This is a genomic window from Streptomyces sp. NPDC046303, from assembly GCF_055588085.1.
The window spans coordinates 1-26,040 of record NZ_JBVJFA010000048.1; the positions used below are offsets into that span (position 1 = coordinate 1).

26 protein-coding genes are annotated in these 26,040 nt (G+C 72.5%); 10 read left to right on the plus strand and 16 right to left on the minus strand.

Annotated elements, in window-relative coordinates:
* The first annotated feature begins 214 nt into the window (after nucleotides 1-214).
* Nucleotides 215-1,714 (plus strand): SulP family inorganic anion transporter, encoded by a 1,500-nt coding sequence (locus ACZ6I1_RS31870; RefSeq protein WP_469292378.1) that lies wholly within the window; start codon nucleotides 215-217, stop codon nucleotides 1,712-1,714.
* An 84-nt stretch (nucleotides 1,715-1,798) separates the two neighbouring features.
* Here ACZ6I1_RS31870 and ACZ6I1_RS31875 read toward each other — a convergent pair whose 3' ends face one another.
* Together ACZ6I1_RS31875 and ACZ6I1_RS31880 are read right to left on the minus strand one after the other, a co-directional pair.
* The gene (locus ACZ6I1_RS31875) at nucleotides 1,799-3,370 is read right to left on the minus strand and encodes a M4 family metallopeptidase (protein WP_469292412.1); all 1,572 of its coding nucleotides are present in this window, start codon (nucleotides 3,368-3,370) and stop codon (nucleotides 1,799-1,801) included.
* A gap of 210 nt (nucleotides 3,371-3,580) precedes the next feature.
* Complete coding sequence (locus ACZ6I1_RS31880; RefSeq protein ID WP_469292379.1) at nucleotides 3,581-4,621, minus strand: M4 family metallopeptidase; 1,041 nt, start codon at nucleotides 4,619-4,621, stop codon at nucleotides 3,581-3,583.
* 258 nt (nucleotides 4,622-4,879) lie between these two features.
* Here ACZ6I1_RS31880 and ACZ6I1_RS31885 point away from each other — a divergent pair, with 258 nt between their 5' ends.
* Genes ACZ6I1_RS31885 through ACZ6I1_RS31905 form a run of 5 tightly spaced genes read left to right on the plus strand, consistent with a single transcriptional unit; the run spans nucleotide 4,880 to nucleotide 9,447 of the window.
* Nucleotides 4,880-5,509 (plus strand): RNA polymerase sigma factor, encoded by a 630-nt coding sequence (locus ACZ6I1_RS31885; RefSeq protein WP_469292380.1) that lies wholly within the window; start codon nucleotides 4,880-4,882, stop codon nucleotides 5,507-5,509.
* Entirely contained in the window at nucleotides 5,506-6,393 is an 888-nt protein-coding gene (locus tag ACZ6I1_RS31890; RefSeq protein WP_469292381.1) for a hypothetical protein, read from the plus strand. Before ACZ6I1_RS31885 ends, ACZ6I1_RS31890 begins: the two co-directional genes overlap by 4 nt.
* A 14-nt stretch (nucleotides 6,394-6,407) precedes the next feature.
* Nucleotides 6,408-6,962, plus strand: a complete 555-nt coding sequence (locus tag ACZ6I1_RS31895; RefSeq protein ID WP_469292382.1) for a hypothetical protein — start codon at nucleotides 6,408-6,410, stop codon at nucleotides 6,960-6,962.
* Nucleotides 6,963-7,000: 38 nt separating this feature from the next.
* Nucleotides 7,001-9,154 carry a bifunctional polysaccharide deacetylase/glycosyltransferase family 2 protein gene (locus ACZ6I1_RS31900; RefSeq protein ID WP_469292383.1) on the plus strand — a complete coding sequence of 718 codons (2,154 nt, stop codon included), beginning with the start codon at nucleotides 7,001-7,003 and terminating at the stop codon, nucleotides 9,152-9,154.
* A complete protein-coding gene (locus ACZ6I1_RS31905; protein ID WP_469292413.1) occupies nucleotides 9,070-9,447 on the plus strand; it encodes a hypothetical protein in 378 nt (125 codons plus the stop codon). The genes ACZ6I1_RS31900 and ACZ6I1_RS31905 overlap by 85 nt, the downstream gene beginning before the upstream one ends.
* A gap of 43 nt (nucleotides 9,448-9,490) precedes the next feature.
* Here the strand turns inward: ACZ6I1_RS31905 and ACZ6I1_RS31910 are convergent, their stop codons facing one another.
* From ACZ6I1_RS31910 to ACZ6I1_RS31925, 4 genes are all read right to left on the minus strand, one after another.
* On the minus strand, nucleotides 9,491-9,997 hold the full coding sequence (locus ACZ6I1_RS31910; RefSeq protein ID WP_469292384.1) for a DUF5956 family protein: 507 nt from the start codon (nucleotides 9,995-9,997) through the stop codon (nucleotides 9,491-9,493).
* A 50-nt stretch (nucleotides 9,998-10,047) separates the two neighbouring features.
* Nucleotides 10,048-10,659: an HD domain-containing protein gene (locus ACZ6I1_RS31915; protein WP_469292385.1), complete on the minus strand. Its 612-nt coding sequence runs from the start codon at nucleotides 10,657-10,659 to the stop codon at nucleotides 10,048-10,050.
* Nucleotides 10,660-10,670: 11 nt separating this feature from the next.
* Complete coding sequence (gene codA, locus ACZ6I1_RS31920) at nucleotides 10,671-11,978, minus strand: cytosine deaminase (protein ID WP_469292386.1); 1,308 nt, start codon at nucleotides 11,976-11,978, stop codon at nucleotides 10,671-10,673.
* Nucleotides 11,979-12,044: 66 nt separating this feature from the next.
* The gene (locus ACZ6I1_RS31925) at nucleotides 12,045-12,212 is read right to left on the minus strand and encodes a hypothetical protein (protein WP_215143325.1); all 168 of its coding nucleotides are present in this window, start codon (nucleotides 12,210-12,212) and stop codon (nucleotides 12,045-12,047) included.
* Nucleotides 12,213-12,311: 99 nt separating this feature from the next.
* Here ACZ6I1_RS31925 and ACZ6I1_RS31930 point away from each other — a divergent pair, with 99 nt between their 5' ends.
* The gene (locus tag ACZ6I1_RS31930; protein ID WP_469292387.1) at nucleotides 12,312-14,135 is read left to right on the plus strand and encodes a S9 family peptidase; all 1,824 of its coding nucleotides are present in this window, start codon (nucleotides 12,312-12,314) and stop codon (nucleotides 14,133-14,135) included.
* A 34-nt stretch (nucleotides 14,136-14,169) separates the two neighbouring features.
* Entirely contained in the window at nucleotides 14,170-14,946 is a 777-nt protein-coding gene (locus tag ACZ6I1_RS31935) for an SURF1 family protein (RefSeq protein WP_469292388.1), read from the plus strand.
* Between the two features lie 11 nt (nucleotides 14,947-14,957).
* Here the strand turns inward: ACZ6I1_RS31935 and ACZ6I1_RS31940 are convergent, their stop codons facing one another.
* The 7 genes from ACZ6I1_RS31940 to ACZ6I1_RS31970 all read right to left on the minus strand — a co-directional run bounded on the left by ACZ6I1_RS31940 (nucleotide 14,958) and on the right by ACZ6I1_RS31970 (nucleotide 21,145).
* A complete protein-coding gene (locus ACZ6I1_RS31940) occupies nucleotides 14,958-16,025 on the minus strand; it encodes a hypothetical protein (protein WP_469292389.1) in 1,068 nt (355 codons plus the stop codon).
* The gene (locus ACZ6I1_RS31945; protein ID WP_469292414.1) at nucleotides 16,022-16,582 is read right to left on the minus strand and encodes a SigE family RNA polymerase sigma factor; all 561 of its coding nucleotides are present in this window, start codon (nucleotides 16,580-16,582) and stop codon (nucleotides 16,022-16,024) included. The genes ACZ6I1_RS31940 and ACZ6I1_RS31945 overlap by 4 nt, the downstream gene beginning before the upstream one ends.
* Before the next feature lie 430 nt (nucleotides 16,583-17,012).
* Nucleotides 17,013-18,086, minus strand: coding sequence for an aspartate-semialdehyde dehydrogenase (locus tag ACZ6I1_RS31950; RefSeq protein ID WP_469292390.1), 1,074 nt, complete (start codon nucleotides 18,084-18,086; stop codon nucleotides 17,013-17,015).
* A complete protein-coding gene (locus ACZ6I1_RS31955; RefSeq protein ID WP_446590598.1) occupies nucleotides 18,083-19,357 on the minus strand; it encodes an aspartate kinase in 1,275 nt (424 codons plus the stop codon). The genes ACZ6I1_RS31950 and ACZ6I1_RS31955 overlap by 4 nt, the downstream gene beginning before the upstream one ends.
* A gap of 167 nt (nucleotides 19,358-19,524) precedes the next feature.
* Nucleotides 19,525-20,172, minus strand: a complete 648-nt coding sequence (locus ACZ6I1_RS31960; protein ID WP_469292391.1) for a DUF5063 domain-containing protein — start codon at nucleotides 20,170-20,172, stop codon at nucleotides 19,525-19,527.
* Entirely contained in the window at nucleotides 20,165-20,764 is a 600-nt protein-coding gene (gene recR / locus ACZ6I1_RS31965; protein WP_469292392.1) for a recombination mediator RecR, read from the minus strand. Before recR ends, ACZ6I1_RS31960 begins: the two co-directional genes overlap by 8 nt.
* Before the next feature lie 36 nt (nucleotides 20,765-20,800).
* Nucleotides 20,801-21,145 (minus strand): YbaB/EbfC family nucleoid-associated protein, encoded by a 345-nt coding sequence (locus tag ACZ6I1_RS31970; protein ID WP_469292393.1) that lies wholly within the window; start codon nucleotides 21,143-21,145, stop codon nucleotides 20,801-20,803.
* 256 nt (nucleotides 21,146-21,401) lie between these two features.
* On the opposite strand from ACZ6I1_RS31970, the gene ACZ6I1_RS31975 reads away from it, so the two are divergent.
* Complete coding sequence (locus tag ACZ6I1_RS31975) at nucleotides 21,402-22,157, plus strand: SLATT domain-containing protein (protein ID WP_469292394.1); 756 nt, start codon at nucleotides 21,402-21,404, stop codon at nucleotides 22,155-22,157.
* Nucleotides 22,158-22,215: 58 nt separating this feature from the next.
* Here the strand turns inward: ACZ6I1_RS31975 and ACZ6I1_RS31980 are convergent, their stop codons facing one another.
* The 3 genes from ACZ6I1_RS31980 to ACZ6I1_RS31990 form a co-directional block, all read right to left on the minus strand.
* Complete coding sequence (locus ACZ6I1_RS31980) at nucleotides 22,216-22,866, minus strand: hypothetical protein (RefSeq protein WP_469292395.1); 651 nt, start codon at nucleotides 22,864-22,866, stop codon at nucleotides 22,216-22,218.
* Between the two features lie 96 nt (nucleotides 22,867-22,962).
* Nucleotides 22,963-23,631 (minus strand): GntR family transcriptional regulator, encoded by a 669-nt coding sequence (locus ACZ6I1_RS31985; RefSeq protein WP_469292396.1) that lies wholly within the window; start codon nucleotides 23,629-23,631, stop codon nucleotides 22,963-22,965.
* A gap of 96 nt (nucleotides 23,632-23,727) precedes the next feature.
* On the minus strand, nucleotides 23,728-25,089 hold the full coding sequence (locus ACZ6I1_RS31990; RefSeq protein ID WP_469292397.1) for an aminotransferase class III-fold pyridoxal phosphate-dependent enzyme: 1,362 nt from the start codon (nucleotides 25,087-25,089) through the stop codon (nucleotides 23,728-23,730).
* A gap of 228 nt (nucleotides 25,090-25,317) precedes the next feature.
* On the opposite strand from ACZ6I1_RS31990, the gene ACZ6I1_RS31995 reads away from it, so the two are divergent.
* Nucleotides 25,318-25,947, plus strand: coding sequence for a DJ-1/PfpI family protein (locus tag ACZ6I1_RS31995; protein WP_469292398.1), 630 nt, complete (start codon nucleotides 25,318-25,320; stop codon nucleotides 25,945-25,947).
* The last annotated feature ends 93 nt before the right edge of the window (nucleotides 25,948-26,040 follow it).

Consider the following 26,040-nt stretch of genomic DNA (forward strand, 5'->3'; position numbering starts at 1 on the left):
AGCTTCACAGGTCCCTGAGCCGTCCGGATCTTGCGGATCTCGAAGTCCATCGCATCCCCTGAACTGGGGTGTTGCAACGACTCCTAGAACCCAAGATCGCGGATCAGGCCCTTCCTGTCGTCTCGGCTCCTGTCGTCCCCGCGCGCCCGCCTGCCCGGTTCGGGTGCATCCGATCCCGAGGTCTGTGCCCGTGTCTCCCGTGTCTTCTTCCCCTGTGTCCGGATCCGCGAGGCTGCGCGGGGCGTTTCGTCCTTCGCCGCCGGTCTGGCTCTCGCCCAAGGTGTTCCGGACCGAGGTGCTCGCCGGTCTGGTGGTCGCGCTCGCGCTGATCCCCGAGGCGATCTCGTTCTCGATCATCGCGGGAGTGGATCCGGCGATCGGGCTGTTCGCCTCGTTCACCATGGCCGTCGTGATCTCCGTCGTGGGCGGCCGGCCGGCGATGATCTCCGCCGCCACCGGTGCGGTCGCCCTCGTGATCGCCCCGCTGAACCGGGAGCACGGGCTCGGCTACCTGATCGCGGCGGTGATCCTGGCCGGTGTCTTCCAGATCGTGCTCGGCGCGCTGGGCGTGGCGAAGCTGATGCGGTTCATACCCCGCTCGGTGATGGTGGGCTTCGTCAACTCCCTCGCCATCCTGGTCTTCATGGCCCAGACGCGCGAGATGGTCGGCGTTCCCTGGGCCGCCTACTTGCTGATGGCCGCCGGGCTGGCGCTGATGGTGTTCTTCCCGAAGGTCACGAAGGCGGTGCCGGCGCCGCTGGTGTCCATCGTCATCCTCACCGTGATCACCGTGGCCGCGGGCATCGCCGTCCCGACCGTCGGCGACAAGGGCGCGCTGCCCTCCGCGCTGCCGGTGCCGGGCCTGCCGGACGTGCCGTTCACCCTGGACACGCTGACCCTCATCGCCCCGTACGCGCTGGCCATGGCGCTCGTCGGGCTGATGGAGTCGCTGATGACGGCGAAGCTGGTCGACGAGATCACCGACACCCGGTCCTCGAAGACGCGGGAGTCCATCGGCCAGGGCATCGCGAACATCGTCACCGGGTTCTTCGGCGGCATGGGCGGCTGCGCGATGATCGGCCAGACGATGATCAACGTGAAGGTGTCCGGGGCCCGCACCCGGCTGTCGACCTTCCTCGCGGGTGCCTTCCTGATGGTGCTGTGCATCGCCTTCGGGCCGGTCGTCTCCGACATCCCGATGGCGGCGCTCGTCGCGGTCATGGTCATGGTGTGCTTCGCGACGTTCGACTGGCACTCCATCGCGCCGAAGACCCTCAAGCGGATGCCCACCGGTGAGATCGCCGTCATGGTCGTCACCGTCGTGTGCGTGGTCGTCAGCCACAACCTGGCCGTGGGCGTCGTCGTGGGTTCCGTCACCGCGATGGTCATCTTCGCGAAGCGGGTCGCCCGGCTGGCGAACGTCACCTCCGTCCTCGATCCGGACGGCGGCCAGGTCGTCTACTGCGTGACCGGCGAGCTGTTCTTCGCCTCCTCCAACGACCTGGTGGGGCAGTTCGACTACGCCGGCGACCCGGACAAGGTGGTCATCGACCTCAGCGGCGCCCACATCTGGGACGCGTCCTCGGTGGCCGCGCTGGACGCGATCGAGCACCGGTACGCCCAGCGGGGCAAGACCGTCGAGATCACCGGCCTGAACGAGGCCAGCGCCCGCATCCACGGCACGCTCAGCGGCGAACTCTCCTCAGGGACCTGACGCGCCGCGTCGCCGCGCCCCGGCGGGGAGGAAGCCCGGTGCCGAGGGGGCGGAGCCCCGTCCCGGCACCGGGCTGTCAGTGCGTCACTTGACGTTGACGGCCGTCCACGCGGCCGCCACCTGCTGGTATTCGGCGCCGGACGTGCCGTACAGGTCGGCCGTCGCCTGCAGGGTCGCGGTGCGCGCCCCCGCGTAGTTGGTGGTCGACGTCATGTAGGTCGACAGCGCCTTGTACCAGATCTTGTAGGCCTTGGTCCGGCCGATGCCGGTGACGGTGGAGCCGTCGTAGGTCGGGGAGTCGTAGGACACGCCGTTGATCGTCTTCGCGCCGCTGCCCTCGGAGAGCAGGTAGAAGAAGTGGTTGGCGACGCCCGAGGAGTGGTGGACGTCGAGCCGGCCGACGGTCTTCGACCAGTAGTCGGCGGAGGAGCCGTCCTTGCTGGGCTTGTCCATGTAGCGCAGCGGGGTGCCGTTGCCGCGGATGTCGATCTTCTCGCCGATGAGGTAGTCGCCGGCGTCGGCCGGGTTGTTGGCGAAGAACTCCACCGAGGTGCCGAGGATGTCGCTGGTGGCCTCGTTGAGGCCGCCGGACTCGCGGTTGTAGTTCAGCTTGGCGGTGGCGGCGGTCAGGCCGTGCGTCATCTCGTGGCCGGCGACGTCCAGCGAGGTGAGCGGCTTGAGGTTGCCCGCGCCGTCGCCGTAGGTCATGCAGAAGCACTGGTCGGACCAGAAGGCGTTGACGTACGCGTTGCCGTAGTGGACCCGGGTGTACGCGGCCTTGCCGTCGCCGGCGATGCCGTTGCGGCCGAGCTCGGCCTGGTAGAAGTCCCAGGTCACGGCCGCGCCGTAGTGGGCGTCGACGGCGGCGGTCTGCCGGTTCGTGGCCAGTCCGTCGCCCCACTTGTCGTCGGCGTCGGTGAAGAGGCTGCCGGTGCCGGTGGTGCCGCCGTTCAGGTCGTACGTCTTGTGGCCGCCGCGGGCCGCGTCGGTCAGGTTGTACGTCGACCCGCTCAGGGTGCTGCCGACCGCGACGGAGCCGGAGTACTGGCCGGTGCCGGTGCCGGTGTGGACGGCCTCGTAGGACCAGAGCTCGGCGCCGGTGGCCGCGTCCGTGATGACGTGGCGCTCGCTCGGGGTGCCGTCGGGCTGGGTGCCGGTGACGACGGCCTCGTAGGCGAAGACCGGCGTGCCCTCCGCGGCCCAGACCACCTGGCGGGCGCCGGCGGGCGCGGCCTTCGGGGAGCGGGCGGCGGCGGGGGCTATGCGGGCTTCGGTGCCCTTGGTGGTCTTGCGGCTGCCGTCCTTCTTCTGGTGGACGACCAGGTCGCCGCCGAGGACGGGCAGACCCGCGTAGGTGCGCTCGTAGCGGGTGTGGACCGTGCCGTCCGCGTCCTTGATCACGTCCCGGGCCACGAGGCGTTCCTGGTCGGAGAGGCCGATGGCGCGCGCGGTACCGACCGCTTCGGTCTGGGCGGCGGCGATCGCCTGGGCGCGCGCGGAGGCCGACAGCCGGACGGCGGTGGCTCCCTCCTCGCGCTCGGCGGCCGCGTTGGCGGAACCGCTCTGGACGGCGATCGCGACCATCGCCGCGGAGGCGACGAGCGCTGCGGTGCGCAGCACGCGGGTCCGGCTGCGGGAGGTGGGGGATGAGGACATGTGGTGGGTCACTCGTTCTCCTTCGTTGCCGTGGGGGCGGCAGCGAGCGTGCCAGGAAGGAGGGCCCGATTGACAGGTATGCAACAAGAATTTGACGAGCTCTTGTCCGGAGAGAGGACTTTCCTGTCCGCTCAACGGTCAAAAACGGAACATTCCGCTTGGCCCCGGGGCCGGTTGGGCTCCGGGGCCGGGCGGTGTCGCCAACGGCCGTCAGACGCCGGGGATCTGACGGGCCTGGAACGCGCCGCGCACCGCGTCCGCCGCGCTCTTGCCGTGCATGCGCTCGGCGGTCGCGATCGTCTTCAGCGCCGCGTCCGTGAAGCTGGTGTCCGCCGCGAAGCCGAACTGCGCGTTGACGATGATGCGGTCGGCGGTCCTGGCCCCCAGGGCCTTCCGGATGTCGAAGAGCGCGCGCGACCAGATCTCGCCGTCCGCGTGGACCTCGCCCACCCGGTCCGCGTAGACCTTGGAGCCGTCGATCCGGCGCAGGCAGTGCGGGGCCTCGCTGTAGGAGATCGAGTCCCAGTCGGCGACGCACGCCTCGTCGGCCGTACGGACCCAGCCGTACCGGGCGACGGCGTGCGAGCCGACCTCGACGGCCAGGTAGTCGCCGAAGGCCTCGCCGATCGCCCCGGCCTCCGGGGAGGTGCCGAAGCCGGGGACCTGGGCCTCGTGGACCGCGTGCCCGTACTCGTGGACGATCACCTCGGCGTCCTCGGCGTCGTCGACACCGCCCTTACCGAAGCGGATCTCGTCCTTCCGGTCGGTGAAGTAGGAGTTGTCGGCGCCCCACTGGTTGATGCGCACCGGCTGGACCCGGTCGTTGGCCCCGGGAAGCTCGCTGCCGAAGCCCAGTCCCTGCAGGTACTCCTGCGCCTCGTTGACCCAGAAGTAGGCCATCACCTGCTCGAACTGGTCGTCGTGGCGGTCGTACGAGGCCGCGTCCGCGGTCTTCGCGGAGGCCCCGGTGTCCGACCTGACACGGGCCCACCTGCCCGACAGCCCGCCGCTCGCGTCGAGGTTGCGCAGCGCGGCCGTGGCGTACGCGGAAGCGGGTACGGAGCCGGCGGAGTCCTTGGCGTCGGCCAGCGCCTGATCCCCGGAGGACTGGACGGGGTTGACCATGAAGACGCGGCCCTGGGGGAGGGATCCGGCCGGGGCGGCCGGGGACGCCGAGGCGGGTGCGGCCAGGGCGAGTGCCGCGGTGGCGGCGGCCGCGGCGATCAGGCCGCTGGGTATACGGCGAGGCATGAACATCCTCCTGTGACGGGCGTGATGTGCCGGAAGAACGTGCGTGGCGTGGTGCGGACGCGATCCTTGCCCAACCCTGCGGGCTTTGACCAGGCCTTGGCGCCGTGCTCTCGCGCGAACACCGCGCTCTTCGCGCGAACACCAGGTGATATCTGGATCATCGGGTGAACTGCCGGATTCCCGTGCCGCATCATGACCCGCGTGCAGAGTGCGGAGGAGTTCGGCGAGGCCGACAGTGAGTCAGGACGCCCGGGAGACATGTCCAGGGAGGTCGCAGCGGCGCAACGGGGGGACGAGGCGGCCTTCCGGGCGCTCTTCCGGCAGGTGCAGCCGGGGCTGCTGCGCTATCTGACCGTGCTGGTCGGGGAGGAGGCCGAGGACGTCGCGTCCGAGACCTGGCTGCAGGTCGCCCGCGACCTGGGGACGTTCCACGGGGACTTCGACGGGTTCCGCGGCTGGGTGACGGCGATCGGCCGCAACCGGGCGCTGGACCTGCTGCGCCGTCGGCGCCGGCGCCCGACGGCCGATCTGCCGGTCGAGTACCTGCTCGACCGGCGGGCCCCCGAGGACACCGAGTCGAGTGCGCTGGCCACGGTCGCCACCGCCGACGCGCTCGCCCTGATAGCCCGGCTGCCCCGCGACCAGGGCGAGGCCGTGCTGCTGCGCGTGGTCATGGACCTCGACGCGGAGAGCGCGGCGCGCGTGCTCGGCAAACGGGCCGGTGCGGTGCGCACGGCCGCGCACCGGGGCCTGCGCAGGCTCGCCAAGCTCCTCGCACAGCAGGAGCACCGGGAGAGCGGCACCGGCAGTTCCCAGCAGCCACTCGAAGGAAGTTTCGCCCCGGAAGTGACACCGACGACGTCTCCGACGCTGAAGGATGCGAGATGAGCACCAACCGATCCCGCCGGATCGACCGCGACACGGCCGAGCAGCTGCTCGGCGGCGCCAGAACCGGTGCAGTACCCGGTGACGACGCCCTCGCGGGACTGCTCGCCGCCGCCTCCGCGCCTGTGGGCGACGGTGAACTGCCCGGCGAGCAGGCGGCCATGGCGGCGTTTCGGTCTGCCCGCCTTGCCCAGGTTTCCACCACTACGTCCATCATTGCGTCCCCTGCTGCGTCCACCGGCGTGGCCACCCCCAGGAAGCGGAACATGCTGACCCCGGCGATGCTCCTGAGCGCGAAGGTCGCGGCCGCCGTGGTGGCCACCGCCCTCGGCGGAGTCGCCGTGGCCGCCGGCACCGGCCATCTGCCCGCCGCCCTGGGCGGCAAGCCGGCGAGCAGCGCCCCGGCCGCTTCCCCGTCCGCTTCCGCGCCGGCCTCCGGGCCCGGGGAGCCGGCGCCGGGGGTGCTCGCCTCGCCCGAGGCGGTACCCGCCGCTCTCGCCGAGCTCTGCCGCGCCTACGCCGCGGACATCGCCCCGGGCGGGCGGGAGCCCGCCGAGGTCCTCGCGGACCACCGCTTCGCCCCGCTGGTCGCCGCGGCCGGAAGGCCGGCCGACGTCCCCGGCTACTGCGCCCCCGTCCTGGGCGGGCCGGGCGAAACCCCGGCCGCCCCGCCGGCCGCGCAGCCGACGGACGGACCGCGCGGCGCCTCAGCCTCCCCGAAGCCGCCCGGGAAGCCCTCCGGGAAACCCGAGCCCGGCAAGCAGCCCGAGGTTCCGGAAGCGACCCGTACACCCGGCTCCGGCGGCCGTCCGACCGGCCGGCCGAGCACCGGCCCGACGGTGCCCCAGCCTCGCGACGGCACCCCGACCACCCGCCCCATCCCGTAGAGGCAGACCCACTGATGCGACCACAACCGGGTTACGCGGACGACGACACGCTGGAGCTTCCGCGTGTCCACGCGGCCTCTCCGAGCGCGGCCGAAGCAGCCGGAGCGGCCGGAGCGGCCGAGCCGAGCCCGGTGTTCGTGGACTCCTCGGGGCGGCGCCAGCGCCGGGTCCGCCGCCTGGGATGGCTGCTCGTCGTACCCGCCGCCGGGTACGTGGTCCTCGTCCTCAGCTCGCTGTTCGGCGGGCCGACGCTCGAGTCACCCTTCCTGCCCGCCCCGCGCAGTGCGGACGCCGCCCCGAGCAAGGCGCCCGCCGCCGAGCCCCGCCGCCCGTCGGCCTCCGCCGCACCGCGCCGCACCCCGGCTGCCACCGGCGCCGCCTCACGGGCCCCCGAGCCCACCGCCCCGGCGCCCCAGGCCCCCACCGGGAACGGCGCCGCCCCGACGGCCGCGCCGACACCCCCCACCACCAACGGGAACGGGGCCTCGCCGGGCTCCGGCTCGGCCGGCCAGGGCAAGCCGACGGCCCGGCCCGGCCAAGGCGGCGGCAAACCCACCGCCCATCCGTAGACCCCGAACAGACCCCCTGGCAGGAAGCACCCCCTCCCGTGTCGAAGAACCGCCGACTCCCCCGCGGGCGGCACAGCACGGTGCGCAGCGTCCCCCTGCGCACCCACTGGCTGCTGCTGACCGCGCTCGTCATCACCCTCTCGGCGGCGCTGCTGCTCCAGGGCTACGCCCACCACATGTTCGACACCACCGCCGACGGGGCGCCGCGCCCGGCCGGTTCCTCGGCGTCCGTGCCGGAGCAGATCCGCTCCGGCGGCCCGGTCGTCGAAGGCGCCGCCGGACGAGTGGCCGGTCCCGCGCCCCGCACGATCGCCCTGACCTTCGACGACGGCCCCGACCCGGTCTGGACCCCGAAGATCCTCGACGTGCTGCACCGCCACCAGGTGCCGGCCACGTTCTTCACCGTCGGCGCCCAGGTGTCCGCCCATCCCGAGCTGGCCCGGCGGATCGTCGAGGACGGCCACCAGATCGGTGTCCACACCTTCACCCACACCGATCTCGGCGCGGCCTCCGCGTGGCGGCGCTCCCTTGAGCTGCGCGAGAGCCAGCTCGTCATCGCGGGCGCCACCGGCGTCACCACGCCGCTGCTGCGACCGCCGTACTCCTCCACCAACCGGGCCCTGACGGACGCCGACTGGGACACCGTCGTGGAAGCCGGGCAGGACGGCTACCTCACCGTCCTCACCACGCAGGACAGCGAGGACTGGCGCCGCCCGGGCGTCGCGCAGATCGTCGCCAACTCCACCCCCAAGGGCACGGACGGCCAGATCCTGCTGATGCACGACGCGGGCGGCGACCGCTCGCAGACCGTCGCGGCGCTGGACCAGCTCCTGCCCGACCTCAAGAAGGCGGGCTTCCGCTTCGCCACGGTCAGCGACGCGGTCGGCCTTCCGGCACCCGTGAAGCCCGCCTCCGCCGTCGACGAGTGGCAGGGGCTCGCCCTCATCAACGCGCTGCGCGCCAGCGGCTGGGTGCTCGACGCGCTCGGCTGGCTGCTGTGGGCGGCCGGCGCCATCAGCGTGCTGCGCGCCATCGCCGTGTTCGCCGCCGCGCGCCGCCATGTCCGTACGCGCCGCAGGCCGTGGGGCAGGCCGGTCACCGAGCCGGTCAGCGTCATCGTCCCCGCCTACAACGAGAGCGCCGGCATCGAGGCGGCCGTCCGCTCCCTGCTCGCGTCGGACCACCAGGTGGAGGTCATCGTGGTCGACGACGGCTCCACCGACGGCACCGCCGACATCGTCGAAGGCCTGAACCTGCGCGGCGTACGCGTCATCCGCCAGCAGAACGCCGGCAAGCCGGCGGCGCTCAACACCGGCATAGCCGCGGCCACCTGCAACCTCGTCGTCATGGTGGACGGCGACACCGTCTTCGAGCCGGACGCCGTCCGGATGATCGTCCAACCCTTCGCCAACCGGCGGGTCGGCGCCGTTTCGGGCAATGCGAAGGTCGTCAACCGCGGCGGCCTGCTCGGGCGCTGGCAGCACATCGAGTACGTGGTCGGCTTCAACCTCGACCGGCGCCTGTTCGACCTCGCGGAGTGCATGCCCACCGTGCCCGGTGCGATCGGCGCGTTCCGCCGCGAGGCACTGCTGCGGGTGGGCGGGGTCAGCGACATCACCCTCGCCGAGGACACCGACCTCACGATGGCGCTGTGCCGCAACGGATGGCGGGTGGTGTACGAGGAGCGGGCCATCGCCTGGACCGAGGCGCCCGCCACGCTCGGCGCACTGTGGAAGCAGCGCTACCGCTGGTGCTACGGCACCCTGCAGGCCATGTGGAAGCACCGGGGCGCCCTCACCCAGCGCGGCCAGGCCGGCAAGCTGGGCCGGCGCGGCCTGCTCTACCTGCTGATGTTCCAGGTCCTGCTGCCGCTGCTCGCACCGGTCGTGGACGTCTTCGCCGTCTTCGGCCTGATCTTTCTCGACCCGGTCCGCATCATCGGCCTGTGGTGCGCTTTCCTGCTCCTCCAGGTCCTGATGGGGCTCTACGCCTTCCACCTGGACGGGGAACGGCCCGGGCCCCTGTGGAGCCTGCCGCTCCAGCAGTTCGTCTACCGCCAGCTGATGTACCTGGTCGTCATCCAGTCGGTGTTCACCGCGATCGCCGGATCACGCCTGCACTGGCAGCGGATGGAACGCTACGGAAGCCTCCAGGTCCCGATGGACCAGACCCCGCCCACGACGGTCCGTTAACCGCCGGCCGCGGCACGGAAACCGCCTGGCCGCCCCGGCTGCCCGAGCAGCCGATCTTCTACCCGGTCCTCAACGAGGACTACGCGGTCAGGATCGCGCGGGACGGGAACGTGAAGCACGACGGCGCCGGCTTCGTCACGCGTTTCGAGGTCGAGTCGGAGTTCTTGAGCCGGTATCCCGTCCGGCAGGCCGGGGGCCGCACGATCCTCGAGCTGTGGGTTCCGGCCGAGGAGCTGGACGACTCCAACGCCCACATCGTCGGCGAGATCCAGGTGGTGCACGCGTTCCGCTGAAGTGGAAGCCCGCCGGCGCGGCGTGCCGTCCCGGGGACGGCCCTCAGGAGCGGTCGAGGGCCTCGAGTTCGGCGCGGACCAGGGCGAGGAACTCGGCGGAGGGCGAGGTTTCCACGCCGCGCCGGGCGGCCAGCGCGTCGAGGTGGCCGAGGAGTTCGGCGACGGTGGCGAAGGGGCCGACCGGGCGCAGCAGCCACAGCCGGCCCCGGGGCCGGGGCGGCAGGCCCAGACCGGCGAGGGCGGTGTCGGTCTCGGCGTCGAGGTCGTGCAGGTCGGCCTCGGGGAGCGGGACGGCCTGGACCCCGGTGATGTGGCCCTCGCCGTCCAGCGAGGTCTCCACCGCCCAGTGCGTGGAGCGGTCCGGGATCCAGGTGCGGGCCTCCGGGGGCCAGACGAAGGGGAGGAAGGCCCAGCGCAGGTCCTCGGGCGCGGGTTCCCAGCCGAGCACCTCCAGCTCCCGGACCTCGGGCAGCCGGTCCGGCTCCAGTTCGCTGCGGCCGGTGCGGCGCAGTGCGAGCGTGTGCGGTGTTCCGTCCTCGTCCCACGACATGCGGGCACGCTATCCGACGGGCCCCCGCGCCCCCCGTCCTCACACGGGTCTCACCCGGGGAACTCCGCCGTCAGCGGGGCCGCGTCCAAGGGGTTCGCCGCGATGCGCAGGGCCGCTCCGCCCGCGACGAAGGCGGCCGCCGCACAGTCGGGCTTGCGCTTCGCCTGGTCCTCGGCCAGGGCGAGGAAGGCGGCGCCGAAGCCGCCCCGCGGATGCGCGGCGAGCAGCTCCGCGGTGAAGGACGGGGCGAACTCGCCCAGCCGCAGCCCCGACACATCGGCGCTCGTCCCCACCTGGAGGAGGTGGCTCTCGACGTCCTCGGCCGCGGTCACGTCGTCCCCCATGTGCCGGACGATCACCTCCGCGGCCCGCGCCCGCCGGTCCGCGGGCCAGCCCAGCCCCGCCGTCAGGACGCGCGCGACGTGGCCGCCCGCCTCCTCGAAGGGCAGCGTGTGGCTGTCGAACGGGGCCGTCAGCCCCAGATCGTGCAGCAGGGCCGACACGTAGAAGAGTTCTGCGTCGTACTCCAGGCCATGCCGCCGCGCGTGGTCGGCCCCGAAGGCGTACGAGCGCACCGAGTGGGCGAGCAGATCCGCGTCCGCGTACTCCGAGGCGACCTGGAAGGCGGCCCGGCCCGCGGCGGTGTCGAAGGTCCATGTCATGGGGCGTCAGCCTAGGACGGGGCGAAGTCGACTTCGGCCTCGGGTTCTCCCGGCCAGGAGAGCAGGGTCGGGGCGGGCGGGGTGCGGGCCAGGACGGTGCCGTGCGCGACGACGTACCGGGGCCGGACCTGGCGGCGGATCGCCTCCTGCGGGGTCGGGGCGGGGAGGAGCACGAAGGAGGCGGGGGCGCCCTCCCTGATGCCGTACTCCGCGTCCGACAGGCCCAGGACCCGCGCCGCACGCTCCGTCACCATCGAAAAGGCCAGCGGGATCTCCTCCGCGCCGGTGAGCTGGGCGGCGTACAGCCCGACGAGGGCGGTCTGGAGCGGGTTGCCGGTGCCGAGCGCGTTCCACGGGTCCATCACGTCGTCGTGCCCGAAGGCCACGTTGACCCCCGCCGCAAGCATCTCCTTGACCTGGGTGAGGCCGCGCCGCTTGGGGTAGGCGTCGAAGCGGCCCTGCAGGTTGAGGTTGGCGAACGGGTTGGCGACCAGGTTGATGCCCGAACGCGCCAGCAGCCGCTGGAGTTTGTAGCTGTAGGCGCCGTTGTAGGAGCCCATGGCCGTCGTGTGGGAGGCCGTGGCCCGCTCGCGCAGGCCCGAGCGCAGTGCGAGGGCGGCCAGCACCTCCACGAAGCGGGACTGCTCGTCGTCGATCTCGTCGCAGTGGGCGTCCACGCGCAGCCCGTGCTCTTCGGCCAGGGCGAAGGCGATGCCCAGCGAGGCGACCCCGTCCTCCCGGGTGTCCTCGAAGTGCGGGATGGCACCGACGACGTCCGCCCCGCGCGCCACGGCCTCCCGCAGCAGCGCCCCGCCGTCCGGGAAGGAGACGATCCCCTCCTGCGGGAAGGCCACGATCTGCAGGGTCATGACGTCCCGGACCCGGTCGCGGACCTCCAGCAGCGCGTCGAGCGCGGTGAGCGCCGGGTCGGTCACGTCGCAGTGGGTCCGCACGTGCAGCACGCCCTGCGCCGCCTGCCAGCGCAGCACCTCGGTGGCCCGCGCGACGACGTCCTCGCGGGTCAGGGTCCGCTTGCGCTCGCTCCAGCAGGCGATGCCCTCCCAGAGGGTGCCGGAGGCGTTGGGGCGCGGTTCGCCGGCCGTCAGGGCCGTGTCCAGGTGGATGTGCGGCTCGACGAAGGGGGCGGTGAGCAGCGAGCCGTGGGCCTCGATGAGGGTCCCCGTGGCGGGCGGCTCCTTCTGGTCGTCGTACGGGACCACCCGCGCGATCCGCCCGTCCTCGGCCACCTCCACGTCGGACAGGCCCCCGAAGGGGCCGTGGGCGTGCAGCAGCCGGGCACCCCGGACGATCATCCGCATGCGGTCAGCGTACGCACGCGGCCCGCGCCCTCGTGGGAGGGCGCGGGCCGTGACCGGGTGCCGGACTCAGCCGCGCTTGGCCTGAGCCTTCTGCTGCATGCCCCGCGTCTTCGCGGAGAGCGACTGCACGTCTCTGACGGCGGCCTTGGCACGCGCCTCGGCCGCGGTGTTCTTCGCCATCGCGCGCTCGGAATCCTGGTGGCCGTGGTGTCCGGTGCGAGCCTTCTTGGCCATGATCACTCCTCCTGGTACACGGAACACGCGTACGGGTTCCACTGTGCGCCCGTTCGGAGCAGTCGGCATCCCGGCGCGGCGTCCGGCAAGAATGGGGGCATGACCAGCGACACCGACCTGACCACCGGCGAGAGCGCCGCTGCCGCCATGCCCGACTGGGAGAAGCGGTTCCGCGCGCCGCGCGTCGGACTGCCCGAGTGGGCCGAGGACGCCCCGGACCGCTCGCTCTTCGTCTCGAACGCGACGGGGACCTTCGAGCTCTACGCCTGGGACCGCGCCACCGGCGTCCAGCGGCAGGCCACCGACCGCCCCAACGGCACCACCGACGGCACCCTCTCCCCCGACGGGGAGTGGATCTGGTGGTTCTCCGACACCGACGGCGACGAGTTCGGCACGTGGGTGCGCCAGCCCTTCGGCGGCGGCCCCGACGAGCCGGCCACCCCCGGCCTGGAACCCTCCTACCCCGCCGGGCTGGCCATCGGCCGCGACGGCACGGCCGTCGTGGGCCGCTCCACCGACGAGGACGGCACCACCATCCACGTGGTCCGGCCGGACGGCTCGGCGCCCGCCGTGATCTACCGGCACCGGGAGTCGGCCGGGGTCGGCGACCTGTCCCACGACGGGACCCTCCTCGCCATCGAGCACACCGAGCACGGTGACGCCATGCACTCCGCCCTGCGCGTGGTCACCCTCGACGGCACCACCGTCGCCGAGCTGGACGACTCCCGGGGCGGCTCCGAGGAGCTGGGCCTGGAGGTACTGGGCTTCGCGCCGGTCCCGGGCGACCCCCGGCTGCTCGTCGGCCACCAGCGGCGCGGCCGCTGGGAGCCGATGGTGTGGGACGCGACCACCGGCACCGAGGAGGAGCTCGCGATCGACCTGCCGGGCGACGTCAGCGCCGAGTGGTACCCGGACGGCTCCGCCCTGCTGATCGCACACCACTTCGAGGCGCGCAGCGAGCTCTGGCGCTACGACCTGGCCGCGCGGGAGCTCGCACGCGTGGACACGCCGCCGGGGACGGTGTCGGCTGCGACGGCGCGCCCCGACGGGACGGTGGAGTTCCAGTGGTCCTCGGCGGCCGAGCCCCCGGCCGTACGGTCCACCTCGGGCGCGATCGTCCTGGACCCTCCCGGTTTCCGGGCGCCCGGCTCGGTCCCGGTCGAGGACGTCTGGGTGGAGGGCCCCGGCGGGCGCATCCACGCGCTCGCGCAGCGGCCGGCCGGACACGGCGACGGCCCCTTCCCGACGGTCTTCGAGATCCACGGCGGGCCCACCTGGCACGACAGCGACGCCTTCGCGGCGACCCCGGCGGCCTGGCTCGACCACGGCTTCGCCGTCGTCCGGGTCAACTACCGGGGCTCGACCGGCTACGGCCGCGCCTGGACGGACGCCCTCAAGCACCGGGTCGGCCTGATCGAGCTGGAGGACATCGCGGCGGTCCGCGAATGGGCCGTCTCCTCCGGCCTGGCGGACCCGGCCCGGCTGGTGCTCTCGGGCGGCTCCTGGGGCGGTTACCTGACGCTGCTGGGCCTCGGCACGCAGCCCGGGGACTGGGCGGTGGGCCTGGCCTCCGTGCCGGTCGCCGACTACGTGACGGCCTACCACGACGAGATGGAGTCGCTGAAGTCCCTGGACCGCACGCTCTTCGGAGGCACGCCGGAGGAGGTCCCGGACCGCTTCGAGGCCTCGTCTCCGCTGACGTACGTCGATGCGGTGAAGGCGCCCGTGTACATCGCGGCCGGCGTCAACGACCCGCGCTGCCCGATCCGGCAGATCGACAACTACGTGGACCGGCTGGCGGCGCGCGGCGCGGTGCACGAGGTGTACCGGTACGACGCCGGGCACGGCTCGCTGGTCGTGGAGGAGCGGATCAAGCAGGTCCGGATGGAACTGGAATTCGCGCTCAAGCACCTGCCCCGCTAGGGGGCTCCCGGTGCACCCCCCGTACGGTGGTGGGGTGCACCGGTTTCTCCTGACCCCGCGCTGGTGGGGGATCAACGTCTTCGTCGCGCTCGCCGTCCCCTTCTGCCTGTTCATGGGGTCCTGGCAGCTCGACCGGTTCGAGGACCGCGTCGACAGCCACCGCGAGGCGACCTCCGAGCGCCCCGCCGACCGGACGGCCGTGCCGCTGGACTCGCTGCTCCCGGTGGACACGAAGACCTCCGGACAGCTGGCTTCCGCGTCCGGGGAGTACGCGGACCAGCTGCTGGTCCCCGAGCGGCGGCTGGACGGCGCGACCGGCTTCTACGTGCTGACCCTGCTGAAGACCGACTCCGGCAAGGCCGTCCCGGTGGTCCGGGGCTGGCTGCCGGGGACCGCCGATCCGGCGAAGGCCCCGGCCGCGCCCACCGGCCGCGTCGAGGTCACCGGCGCGCTCCAGGCCTCGGAGAACTCCGGCACCAAGGGGGTCCACGCGCAGGGCGGCCTCCCGGCCGGGCAGCTCGGCGTGATCGGGGCCGCCTCGCTGGTCAACCTCGTCCCGTACGACCTGTACGACGCCTGGCTGACCGTGCAGACCCCGGCGGACGGCATGACGCCCGTGCCGGCCGCGGCCCCGAGCAACACCGGGCTCGACCTGAAGGCCTTCCAGAACCTCGGCTACACCGGCGAGTGGTTCGTCTTCGTCGCCTTCGTGCTCTTCATGTGGTTCCGCCTCTACCGCCGCGAGGTGGAGACCCTGCGCGACGCCGAGGCCGGCCTGCTGCCCGCGCAGCCGGCAGCCGAGCGGGTCTGATCCCCGCAGGGCTACGGCTTGGGCGCGTCCACCGGGATCGCTCCCGTGCGGTACACCGTTCCCCCGCAGGCTTCGGGGATCGTCGTACGGGTGACCGGGGCGCCCGTCGAGGGCGTGTGGGACACCGCCACGCCCGGAGCCTCCGGCGGCGTGGTGCCCGTGTCCGGTTCGGCGGCGGGCGTCTCGGCGGACCGGCTCCCCGGCGGCTGCGCCCCCGCGTCCGGGCTCGCCGCGGGGCACGGCTCCGCCGAGGGCACCCAGGCGAAGCGGACCTCGTACGCGGAGTTCGGCGGGAGCACCAGCACCGGCGCCTCCGCCGACGGGTCGGGCAGCAACCCGCTCGCCGGGTCCCCCGCCGTGTGGCCGACCACGGCGACGCCGGAGCCCGGGCCCGTCGGGGCGCCGGCCGCGGCGGCCGCCGTCACGGTGTCCGGGCCGCTGACGGTGCAGCCCTGCGCCGACACGTTGGTGACCTTGAAACTGCCGTAGACCTTGCCGTCGGCCTCCGGGGCGCGGGCCGAGCCCACCACCCCCAGCTGCTCGGCCCCGCACCCGGGCGCACCCGGCGCCGCCGCCGGCGGCTGCGGGCCGTTGCCGGCGCCCACGACCGCGCCGGGGTCGGTACCGCTGCTCGACGGGCCGGCCGTCACACCGCCGGCCGGGGAACCGGTGGCCGCGGGGTCCGGCTGCCCGGTGGTGCCGCCCGCCTCGGGGGTACCGCCGCCGGAGCGGGTGGCCCTGGGATGGCTCCCGTATCCGTTCTGGTGCGGGTCGGAGAACGAGGAGCCGGGCTTCCCGCCGGACGCGGTCCCGTGCCCGGCCATCGCCGAATGCTCGGTGGTGGCGGCCTCGTCGGCCGCCACGTGCAGGGCGGCCGGGATGGCCGTCCCGGCGAGCAGAGCGGCCGCGGCGGCGCCGACGAAGACCTGCCGTTTGAGGGTCCGGCGGGCCGGTACGGCGTACCGCAGCCGCTCCAGCGCCCCGTCGGCGGGCTGCAGGCCCTCGACGGCCCCGCGCAGCAGGCCCCGCAGCGCCTCTTCGTCGCTCGCGCCGCCGGGCGCGGTGTGGTCGTCCCTCATGACTGCGCAGCCTCCATCGCCACCCGCAGCGCGGCAATCCCCCGCGATCCGTACGCCTTCACCGAGCCGAGCGACACCCCGAGCGTCTCGGCGACCTGGGCTTCCGTCATGTCCGCGAAGTACCGCAGCACGAGCACCTCTCGCTGGCGACGCTGCAGTCCGCGCATCGCCTTGATCAGATCGTCACGTTCCAGCTGGTCGTACGCGCCTTCCTCGGCGCTCGCCATGTCCGGCATCGGCTTCGACAGCAGCTTGAGGCCGAGGATGCGCCGGCGCAGGGCGGACCGGGAGAGGTTCACGACGGTCTGGCGCAGGTAGGCCAGCGTCTTGTCGCGGTCCCGGACCCGGTTGCGGGCGGAGTGCACGCGGATGAACGCCTCCTGGACCACGTCCTCACAGGAGGCCGTGTCGTCGAGGAGCAGCGCGGCGAGGCCCAGGAGCGAGCGGTAGTGCGCCTGGTAGGTCTCCGTGAGGTGGTCGACGGTGGTGCCCGCCACGACCTCGCGCACCGCCTCGGGCGCGACGTCGGCCACCGCGCCGGGCGCGACTTCCGCCACCGTCTCGGCCGCGGCCACCGTCTGGGCCCCGGCCTCGCTCGCCGGGGGCGTCTCGCCGCCCGCCTCAGCGCTGTCGCGCGGCGCGGGCACGCGGCCGCCCGGGGTCGGCACGACGGCCCGTACGGGCACGTGGGAGGGCCCGGCGGGCGGGATGGGAACGATCACAGGAAGACCGCCGCCGGGCGGGCGGGAGCCCCGGCGCGACGGGATGATCCCGATGCGCGCCGGTAGGACGGCCAGTTCCAGCAGTGCCTCTGCCACGCCTGTAGGACACGCGTCCCCCCGTCAGGGTTGTACGCGCGAGGCAGCCGCCACAGCAATATCCCCATCGCCCTCATGCGTACCCGCTCTTCCCGATTGCCCCGTCTATCAGGACGGCAGTCGGGCCATCACCTTGATCAAGGGATCAGCACCGATCCTACAAAGCGAATTACGCAGATTCACCTGCGATCAGTTCCGCGATCTGCGTCGCATTCAGGGCTGCGCCCTTGCGGAGATTGTCGGCGCACACGAAGAACTCCAGCGCACGCCGGTCGTCGAGCGAGACCCGCACCCGCCCCACCCAGGCGGGATCCGTTCCGGCGGCGTCCGCCGGCGTCGGGAACTCCCCCGCGGCCGGGTCGTCGACGAGCACCACACCGGGTGCGGCGTCCAGGACCTGCCGGGCGTGCTCGGCGCCCACTTCGGTCTCGAACCGGGCCCGCACGGTCAGGGAGTGCCCCGTCACCACGGGAACCTGTACGCAGGTCACGGCGATCGGGAGCTCCGGCAGGCCCAGGATCCGGCGGGTCTCCCCCCGGACCGCCAGCTCGTGCGAGGACCAGCCGTCCTCGCGCAGTTCCCCGGACCAGGGCACGACGTTGAGGGCGAGCGGAGCCGCGAAGGGCCCGGTGTCCTCGCCCACGGCCCGGCGTACGTCTCCGGTCTGCTCGCCCAGGGTGGTCCCGGCGACCAGCGACACCTGGCGGCGCAGCGCCTCGGTGCCGGCCCGGCCGGCGGCGCTCGCGGCCTGGTACGAGGAAACGACCAGCTCGGAGAGGGTGTACTCGGCGTGCAGCGCGCCCAGGACCGCGATCATGGCGGCGGTCACGCAGTCCGGGGTGGCGACGATCCCGCGCGGCCGGACGCGTACGGCGTGCGCGTTGACCTCGGGCACCACCAGGGGGACCTCGGGGTCCTCCCGGAAGGCCGCGGACTGGTCGACGACGACGGCACCGCGTGCGGTGACGACGGGGGCCCAGCGGGCCGAGACCTCGGCCGGGGTCAGGAAGAGCGCGACATCGCCCGGCCCGAGCCCGTCGAAGGCGTCCTCGGTGAGGAGGAGCACCTCGATCTCCTCCGCGCGGACGGCCAGCCTGCGGCCGGCCGAGCGCGCGGAGGCGATCAGGCGGATGTCGCCCCAGACGTCGGCCCGCAGGGACAGCATCTGGAGCAGGACGGTGCCGACCGCTCCGGTCGCCCCGACCACGGCGAGCGCCGGGGCGGAGGACCGGGCGCCGGTCATCGTCCGGTGCCTCCGTAGACGACGGCCTCGTCACTGTCGGAGTCGAGGCCGAAGGCCGTGTGCACGGCGCGGACGGCCTCGTTGACGTCGTCCTGGCGGGTCACGACCGAGATGCGGATCTCGGAGGTGGAGATCAGCTCGATGTTGACGCCCGCGTCGGACAGCGCCTGGAAGAAGGAGGCGGTGACGCCCGGGTTGGTCTTCATGCCCGCGCCGACCAGGGAGATCTTGCCGATCTGGTCGTCGTAGCGCAGGGAGTCGAAGCCGATCTGGGCCTTCGCCTTCTCCAGGGCGTCGATGGCCTTGTGGCCCTCGGTCTTGGGAAGCGTGAAGGAGATGTCGGTGAGGCCCGTCGAGGCCGCCGACACGTTCTGCACGATCATGTCGATGTTGATCTCGGCGTCCGCGATCGCGCGGAAGATCGCCGCGGCCTCGCCCGGCTTGTCCGGGACGCCGACAACCGTGATCTTGGCTTCGGAGACGTCGTGAGCGACTCCGGAGATGATGGCGTGCTCCACCTGCTCGTCCCCTTGCGGATTCTCGTTGCTGACCCAGGTGCCCGGCAGTCCCGAGAAGGACGAGCGGACGTGGATCGGAATGTTGTATCGGCGTGCGTACTCGACACAGCGGTGCAGCAGCACCTTGGAACCGGAGGCGGCGAGCTCCAGCATGTCCTCGGAGGAGATCCAGTCGATCTTCTTGGCCTTCTTCACGACGCGGGGGTCCGCGGTGAAGACGCCGTCGACGTCGGTGTAGATCTCGCAGACCTCGGCGTCCAGCGCCGCGGCGAGCGCGACGGCGGTGGTGTCCGAGCCGCCGCGGCCCAGGGTGGTGATGTCCTTGGAGTCCGCGGACACGCCCTGGAAGCCGGCGACGATGGCGATGTTGCCCTCGTCCAGCGCGGTGCGGATGCGGCCCGGCGTGACATCGATGATGCGCGCTTTGTTGTGGACCGAGTCGGTGATCACGCCTGCCTGGCTGCCGGTGAACGACTGGGCCTCGTGGCCCAGGTTTTTGATCGCCATGGCCAGCAGGGCCATGGAGATCCGCTCTCCGGCGGTCAGCAGCATGTCGAATTCGCGCCCGGCAGGCATGGGAGAAACCTGCTCGGCGAGATCGATCAGCTCGTCCGTCGTGTCGCCCATCGCGGAAACCACGACGACCACCTGGTGGCCGTTCTTCTTGGCATCCACGATCCGCTTGGCGACGCGCTTGATGCCTTCGGCATCGGCTACGGAGGAGCCTCCGTACTTCTGCACGACAAGGCCCACGTGCGCTCCTCGCTCAGTCCGTCTCATTTGCTGGTGCAGTCTAACGAGCGCCCGGGATCCGACCGCTTCGTACCACATCATGAGATGTGAAGATCAAAGGACGGGTTGCCCCGGCCGGGCGGTCATTTCCCGGGCGTTCCTCTCCCGGGTGCCCGGTTTCCGGGTGATCATTTACGGCCGAGGCGGCCGAGCTCCTGGGCCATGACCTCGCCGGCCTGCTCGGCGAGGTCGTCCTCCGTCACGTCCTCGTCCGTGTCCAGGCCGTCCAGGGCGGCGAGGGGCTGGTCCAGGCGTACGTGCGCGATCAGCGACTGGAGCGCGCGCAGGGTGGCCGAGGCCGTCGGGCCCCAGTTGGTGAAGTACGAGAACTGCCACCACCACAGCGCCTCGGTGATCCGGCCGGCCTGGTGGTGGATGAGCCCGTGCCGCAGGTCGGCGACGACGTCGGCCAGGTCGTCGGAGATCCGGTGCGGGACCGGCGCCTTGCGGGGCTCGTACGGGTCGAAGACCTCGGAGTAGACGTCGACCGGCTCGAGCATGATCGCGAAACGCTCGCGCAGGTCGTCCACATCCGGCTCCGGCCCCAGGTCGGGCTCGTAGCGCTCCTCGGGCAGCACGTCCTGGTACGCGCCCAGCCGGCCGCCCGCCAGCAGCAGCTGCGACACCTCCAGGAGGAGGAAGGGCACGGCGCTGTCCGGGTCCTCGCCCTTGGCCACCTCGGTGACCGCGACGAGGAACGACTCGATCTGGTCCGCGATCGAGGCGGCGAAATCGTCCGGATCCTGGCCGATGGCGTGCAGCGTTGCGTCAGACATCGAGAAGTCGCCTTCCTTCAAAGGCCCGCCCGAGCGTGACCTCGTCCGCGTACTCCAGATCTCCCCCGACGGGGAGCCCGCTGGCCAGGCGGGTGACCTTCAGGCCCATGGGCTTGATCATGCGGGCGAGGTAGGTGGCGGTCGCCTCGCCCTCCAGGTTCGGGTCGGTGGCCAGGATCAGCTCGGTCACCTCGCCGTCCGCGAGGCGCGCCAGCAGCTCGCGGATGCGCAGGTCGTCCGGGCCGACGCCCTCGATCGGGCTGATGGCCCCGCCGAGCACGTGGTACCGGCCCCGGAACTCGCGGGTCCGCTCGATCGCGACGACGTCCTTCGACTCCTCGACGACACAGATGACCGACATGTCGCGGCGCGGGTCACGGCAGATGTTGCACCGCTCCTCCTGCGCCACGTTCCCGCACACCGCGCAGAACCGGACCTTGTCCTTGACCTCCAGCAGCGCGTGCGCGAGGCGGCGGACGTCGGTGGGCTCGGCCTGCAGGATGTGGAAGGCGATCCGCTGCGCGCTCTTGGGCCCGACGCCGGGCAGCCTGCCCAGTTCGTCGATCAGGTCCTGGACCACGCCTTCGTACAACGGACTGCCTTCTTTCGTTCGGGTGGGGCGGGAGTGCTAGAAGGGGAGGCCGGGAATGCCGCTGCCGCCGCCCAGCCCCTGGGCCAGCGGGCCCAGCTTCTGCTGCTGGAGCGCCTGGGCGTTCTCGTTGGCCGCCTGGACGGCCGCGACCACCAGGTCGGCGAGCGTCTCCGTGTCCTCGGGGTCCACGGCCTTCGGGTCGATCACCAGCGCGCGCAGCTCACCGGAACCGGTGACCGTCGCCTTGACGAGACCGCCGCCGGCCTGGCCCTCGACCTCGGTCCTGGCCAGCTCTTCCTGAGCCGCGGCGAGGTCCTGCTGCATCTTCTGGGCCTGCTGGAGCAGCTGCTGCATGTTGGGCTGGCCACTACCGGGAATCACAGGTCACTCACTCCGTACCGTTCGGGACGCTTGGTCAATCCGAGCCTACGTGCTCCCCGGGCGCTGCGCCCTACGCCGTGAGGACCAACTCTTTCGAGTGAGAGACAGGACATGCGCGTACCTGATGGAGACCTCCTTGTGAGCGGAAATCCCGGGATTCGTTGCCCATCGCGCCCCATTCGAAGGTAGGAAGAGCATGCGCATCATTGCGCACACGCGCACCACCACACGTCAGCGCAGGCAGAGGGAGTGCCGGGTGAGCCAGCCGGAGATGCAGCCCGAGGGGCCACCCCGGGATCCCCGGGATCCCCGGGAGGAGGGCAGCGGACCCATGGCGGCGGGCGATCTGACCGGGCGGCCGTTCCCCCTCGGAGACTGGGGCGAGCCCGCCGAGCGGCTCGACGAGCTCTACCGCCGCGTCGAGGCCGATGCGCTGCGCACCGCCGAGTGGTACCTGTCCGACCGGGCCTGGAAGCGCCGGGGGGCGCGCGTGCTGCGCGTCGGGGCCGCCCTGGGCGCCGTCACGGGCGCCGCGCTGCCGCTGCTGGAGCTGACGGGCTCGGCGCCGGGTGTGTCGGCGTACGGGTTCCTGTCCCTGCTGCTGGCGGCGTCCTGCCTGGGCTGCGACCGGTTCTTCGGCCTGACCTCGGGCTGGATGCGGGACGTGGCCACGGCCCAGGCGGTGCAGCGCCGCCTGCAGACCCTGCAGTTCGACTGGGCTTCGGAGAACGTGCGGGAGGTGCTCGGGCCGACGGAGGGCACGGCCAGCGAGGCCGCCGAGCGGTGCCTGACGGTGCTGCGGCGGTTCTCGGAGGACGTGACGGAGCTGGTGCGCTCGGAGACGGCGGAGTGGATGGTGGAATTCAGCTCCGGCCCCGCCCCGCTGGTCATGCAGTCCCTGGGCGCCAGCGGAGCCCGCTCGGACGCGTACGTCCCCCCGGCCCGCTTCCCCCTCCCGCCGGGGACCCGCCCGAACATGCCCCGCCAGCGGCCCCCGGAACAGCCCCGCTGAAGCGGGGCGGGGGGCAGGCTCTGCGCACCTGCGCCCCCGCCCCCTCGGCAGGTCCGCCTCAGCTGAAGATGATCATCGATCCCTGCCCCAGGCTCCGCGTGGCCGCCGCGTGCAGCCCCAGCCACACGTGCCGCTCCCGCGCGAACGGACTGTCGTCGTACGGAATCGGCCCCGCCGGCTCCTCCAGCGAGGTCGGCCGTCCCGGCGGCGCCGGCGCGGCGGGCGGATTCCCCGGGTCTATCCCGATGGCCGGGGCCACGACCGTGAGCTCCCGCAGCAACCCCTGCGCGGACCCCAGCGGCCCCCCGCCGGCCAGCAGCTCCTCGTTCGCCAGTGGAGCGGCGAAGTCCACCGGCACGTACGCCCCGGCATGGTCGTAGTGCCACACCAGGTGCGACTGCTGCGCGGTCGGCTCGAACATCTCCAGCAGCTGCTCGTAGTCCCCGCCGAGCTCGTCCACGGGTGTCACCGGCAGCCCGCAGATCTGCAGCAGGTACGCCCGGCGCAGGAAGTGCAGGGCGTCGTAGTCGAAGCCGGCGACGGGGGCCACGTCCCCGCTCAGGCCCGGCATGTAGGCGAACACGGGCACGGACGGCAGCCCGGCCTCGCCGAGCGCCTTGTCGTACGCGGCGATCTCTTCCGCGAAGGGGTTGTCGGGGCTGTGGCACAGCACGTCGACAAGGGGGACCAGCCACAGGTCACAGGCCACTCGGCCTCCGATCAGTCGTTGCCGCCGATCCGGCCAGCGTAGTGCGCCGGACACGCTCCGCGAAGGGGTGCGCAGAACCCGTACGCGCCAGCGGCCCTAGAGCCCGGCGGCCCAGTCCAGGCCGTGCTGGTTGTACTCGTGCACGATGCGCCGTACCGCGTCCGCGTCGGCGAGGGTCACCGCGTCCACCAGGTCTCCGTGCCCGTCCCACAGCGCCGCCCGCAGCCGGTGCGGATCGCGCTGGAGGTGGGGTACGGCGAAGACCCAGCACTGCACCCGGATGCGGTGCAGGAAATCGGAGATGTAGGTGTTGCCGACCAGCTCGCTGAGCTCCCGCCAGAAGCGCAGGTCGTAGCCGATCAGCACTTCGAGCGAACCGCTCCGTGCGGCCCGCCGCGCCTCCTCGGCCCGGCGCCGCACGGACACCAGCCGCTCGCCGGAGCCGACCGCGGTGCCGTGCTCGGCGAGCCTGCGGAAGATCCCGTCCACGACCAGCGAGCGGGCCTCGATCATGCCCCGGAAGTCGTCCACGGAGAAGATCCGCACCCGGAAGCCGCGGTGCTGGACCAGTTCGAGCAGGCCCTGCGCCGAGAGGTCCACCAGCGCCTCGCGGACGGGGGTCGCGGAGACCTCGTACTGCTCGGCGATCTGCTTGACGGTGAACTCGGTCCCGGGCGGCAGGCGTCCCGCGAGCACCTCGTCACGCAGCGCGTCCGCGATCTGCTGGCGAAGTGTGTTGCGGGTGACAGCGCCGCTGCCTGGCATAGGGGTCCGTCTCCTTAGGTGAACTCCGGACACCTTAGGCCAGGCAGCGAGGCCGAAATAGAGCGGTTGTAGATCGGTATACGAATGTGCCGTCCGCTATCCGGACGTGGTGTGGCGGTCGGCGACCGTCAGCGCCTCGTCCAGCAGGGCCAGCCCCTCCTTGGCCTCCGCCTCCGAGATGGTGCACGGGGGGACGACGTGGGTGCGGTTCATGTTCACGAAGGGCCACAGCCCGGAGGCCTTGCAGGCCGCCGCGAATTCGGCCATCGGCGCGTTGGCGGCGCCGGAGGCGTTGTACGGGACGAGGGGCTCGCGCGTCTCCTTGTCCCGTACGAGTTCCAGGGCCCAGAAGGTGCCCATCCCGCGGACCTCGCCGACGGAGGGGTGGCGCTCGGCGATCTCGGCGAGGGCCGGGCCGATCACGTGCGTGCCGAGGTGGGCGGCGTGCTCGACGATGCCCTCCTCCTCCATCGCGTTGATCGTGGCGACGGCGGCCGCGCAGGCCAGCGGGTGACCGGAGTACGTGAGTCCGCCCGGGTAGGGGCGGGTGGCGAAGGTCTCGGCGATGGCGGCGGAGATGGCGACGCCGCCGAGCGGCACGTACCCGCTGTTCACGCCCTTGGCGAAGGTGATCAGGTCGGGGGTGACGTCCCAGTGGTCGGCGGCGAACCACCTGCCGGTACGGCCGAACCCGGACATGACCTCGTCCAGGATGAAGACGATGCCGTGGCGGTCGCAGAGCTCGCGCACGCCCGCGAGGTAGCCGGCCGGCGGGGTCATGATCCCGGCGGTGCCGGGCACGCTCTCCAGGATGATCGCCGCGATGGTCTGCGGCCCTTCGAAGGCGATCGTGTCGGCGAGGTGCGCGAGGGCGCGCTCGCACTCCTCGGCCTCGGTGGCGGCGTGGAAGGCGGAGCGGTAGAGGTACGGGCCCCAGAAGTGCACGACACCGGCGGCGGCCGTGTCGGACGGCCAGCGGCGCGGGTCGCCGGTGAGGTTGATCGCGGCGGCGGTGGCGCCGTGGTACGAGCGGTAGGTGGACAGCACCTTCGCCCGGCCGGTGTGCAGCCGCGCCATGCGGACGGCGTTCTCGACCGCCTCGGCGCCGCCGTTGGTGAAGAAGATCTTGTCGAGGTCGCCGGGGGTCCGCTCGGCGATGAGGCGTGCGGCCTCGGAGCGGACGTCGACGGCGAACCCGGGCGCCAGGGTGCAGAGCCGGGCGGCCTGCTCCTGCACCGCGGCGACGACCTTGGGGTGCTGGTGGCCGATGTTGGTGTTGACCAGCTGGGAGGAGAAGTCGAGGAAGCGGTTGCCGTCGTAGTCCCAGAAGTACGACCCCTCGGCGCCGGCCACGGCGAGCGGGTCGATCAGGGCCTGGGCGGACCAGGAGTGGAAGACATGCTTCCGGTCGGCGTCCTTCACTGCGGCGAGGGTGTGCGAGGTGACATGAGGGGTCATGGCGTCACGCTAGAAGTGCGCAGGTGGGGACGGATATCGGCGGATTGTATGGGGGTGGGCGGCCGGTCTCGGCAGTCTGTCGGCCACCGGCCCGCCCTTGCGGGGCATTGCGTTGCGCCATGGAGCAACTTGGCTGCATTGACAGCATTGACAGCATTCTGCCGACATGACAGTATGCTGCCATAAGCAGGTTCGTGGAGTAGTACGTCGACGCCGGAGGCGATCACGATGAACGAGACCCCGCGCAAGCCCGTCCACCTCGCCGTCTACGACACGTACGCGGACTGGGAATCCGGCCACACCACCGCCCACCTGACCCAGCGCGGCCACCAGGTCCGCACCGTTGGCCTGGCCGCCGAGCGGCCCGTCACCACCATGGGCGGCGTCCGCATCCAGCCCGACCTGGCCCTGGCCGACCTGCGGCCGCAGGACTCCTCCCTGCTGATCCTCACCGGCGCCTCCCTGTGGGACACCGGCGAGGAGCTGGCGCCGTTCGCCGCGAAGGCCAGGGAGTTCCTGGCCGCGGGCGTGCCGGTCGCGGCGATCTGCGGAGCCACGGCCGGCCTCGCCCGGGAGGGCCTGCTGGACGGGTACGCACACACCAGCGCGGCCTCCTTCTACCTGGCGGAGCAGCCGGGCTACGGGGGCGCCGAGCGGTACGTCGAGGCCGACGCGGTGACGGACGGCGACCTGATCACGGCGGGGCCGACGGAACCGGTGGCGTTCGCCCGCGAGGTGTTCGCCCGGCTGGACGTGTACAAGCCGGACGTACTGGACGCGTGGTACCGGCTGTTCCACGACTCGGACGCGAGCGCGTACCCGGTGCTGATGGCGGCGGCGGAGGCGGGCGATGCGTGAGCAGGGGACGGGGACGGGATCTGTGGCGGGGTCGGAGGCTGGGTCGGGGGCTGGGTCGGGGGCGGCGGCGGAACCGGAGGCTCTGCCGCTCCG

Excerpts from the sequence above, each read along its gene's own strand:
- ACZ6I1_RS31875 (WP_469292412.1), bottom strand. The coding sequence starts at position 3,370 with ATGTCCTCATCCCCCACCTCCCGCAGCCGGACCCGCGTGCTGCGCACC.
- ACZ6I1_RS31880 (WP_469292379.1), bottom strand. The coding sequence starts at position 4,621 with ATGCCTCGCCGTATACCCAGCGGCCTGATCGCCGCGGCCGCCGCCACC.
- ACZ6I1_RS31885 (WP_469292380.1), top strand. The coding sequence starts at position 4,880 with ATGTCCAGGGAGGTCGCAGCGGCGCAACGGGGGGACGAGGCGGCCTTC.
- ACZ6I1_RS31890 (WP_469292381.1), top strand. The coding sequence starts at position 5,506 with ATGAGCACCAACCGATCCCGCCGGATCGACCGCGACACGGCCGAGCAG.
- ACZ6I1_RS31895 (WP_469292382.1), top strand. The coding sequence starts at position 6,408 with ATGCGACCACAACCGGGTTACGCGGACGACGACACGCTGGAGCTTCCG.
- ACZ6I1_RS31910 (WP_469292384.1), bottom strand. The coding sequence starts at position 9,997 with ATGTCGTGGGACGAGGACGGAACACCGCACACGCTCGCACTGCGCCGC.
- ACZ6I1_RS31915 (WP_469292385.1), bottom strand. The coding sequence starts at position 10,659 with ATGACATGGACCTTCGACACCGCCGCGGGCCGGGCCGCCTTCCAGGTC.
- codA (WP_469292386.1), bottom strand. The coding sequence starts at position 11,978 with ATGCGGATGATCGTCCGGGGTGCCCGGCTGCTGCACGCCCACGGCCCC.
- ACZ6I1_RS31925 (WP_215143325.1), bottom strand. The coding sequence starts at position 12,212 with ATGGCCAAGAAGGCTCGCACCGGACACCACGGCCACCAGGATTCCGAG.
- ACZ6I1_RS31930 (WP_469292387.1), top strand. The coding sequence starts at position 12,312 with ATGACCAGCGACACCGACCTGACCACCGGCGAGAGCGCCGCTGCCGCC.
- ACZ6I1_RS31940 (WP_469292389.1), bottom strand. The coding sequence starts at position 16,025 with ATGAGGGACGACCACACCGCGCCCGGCGGCGCGAGCGACGAAGAGGCG.
- ACZ6I1_RS31950 (WP_469292390.1), bottom strand. The coding sequence starts at position 18,086 with ATGACCGGCGCCCGGTCCTCCGCCCCGGCGCTCGCCGTGGTCGGGGCG.
- ACZ6I1_RS31960 (WP_469292391.1), bottom strand. The coding sequence starts at position 20,172 with ATGTCTGACGCAACGCTGCACGCCATCGGCCAGGATCCGGACGATTTC.
- ACZ6I1_RS31985 (WP_469292396.1), bottom strand. The coding sequence starts at position 23,631 with ATGCCAGGCAGCGGCGCTGTCACCCGCAACACACTTCGCCAGCAGATC.
- ACZ6I1_RS31990 (WP_469292397.1), bottom strand. The coding sequence starts at position 25,089 with ATGACCCCTCATGTCACCTCGCACACCCTCGCCGCAGTGAAGGACGCC.
- ACZ6I1_RS31995 (WP_469292398.1), top strand. The coding sequence starts at position 25,318 with ATGAACGAGACCCCGCGCAAGCCCGTCCACCTCGCCGTCTACGACACG.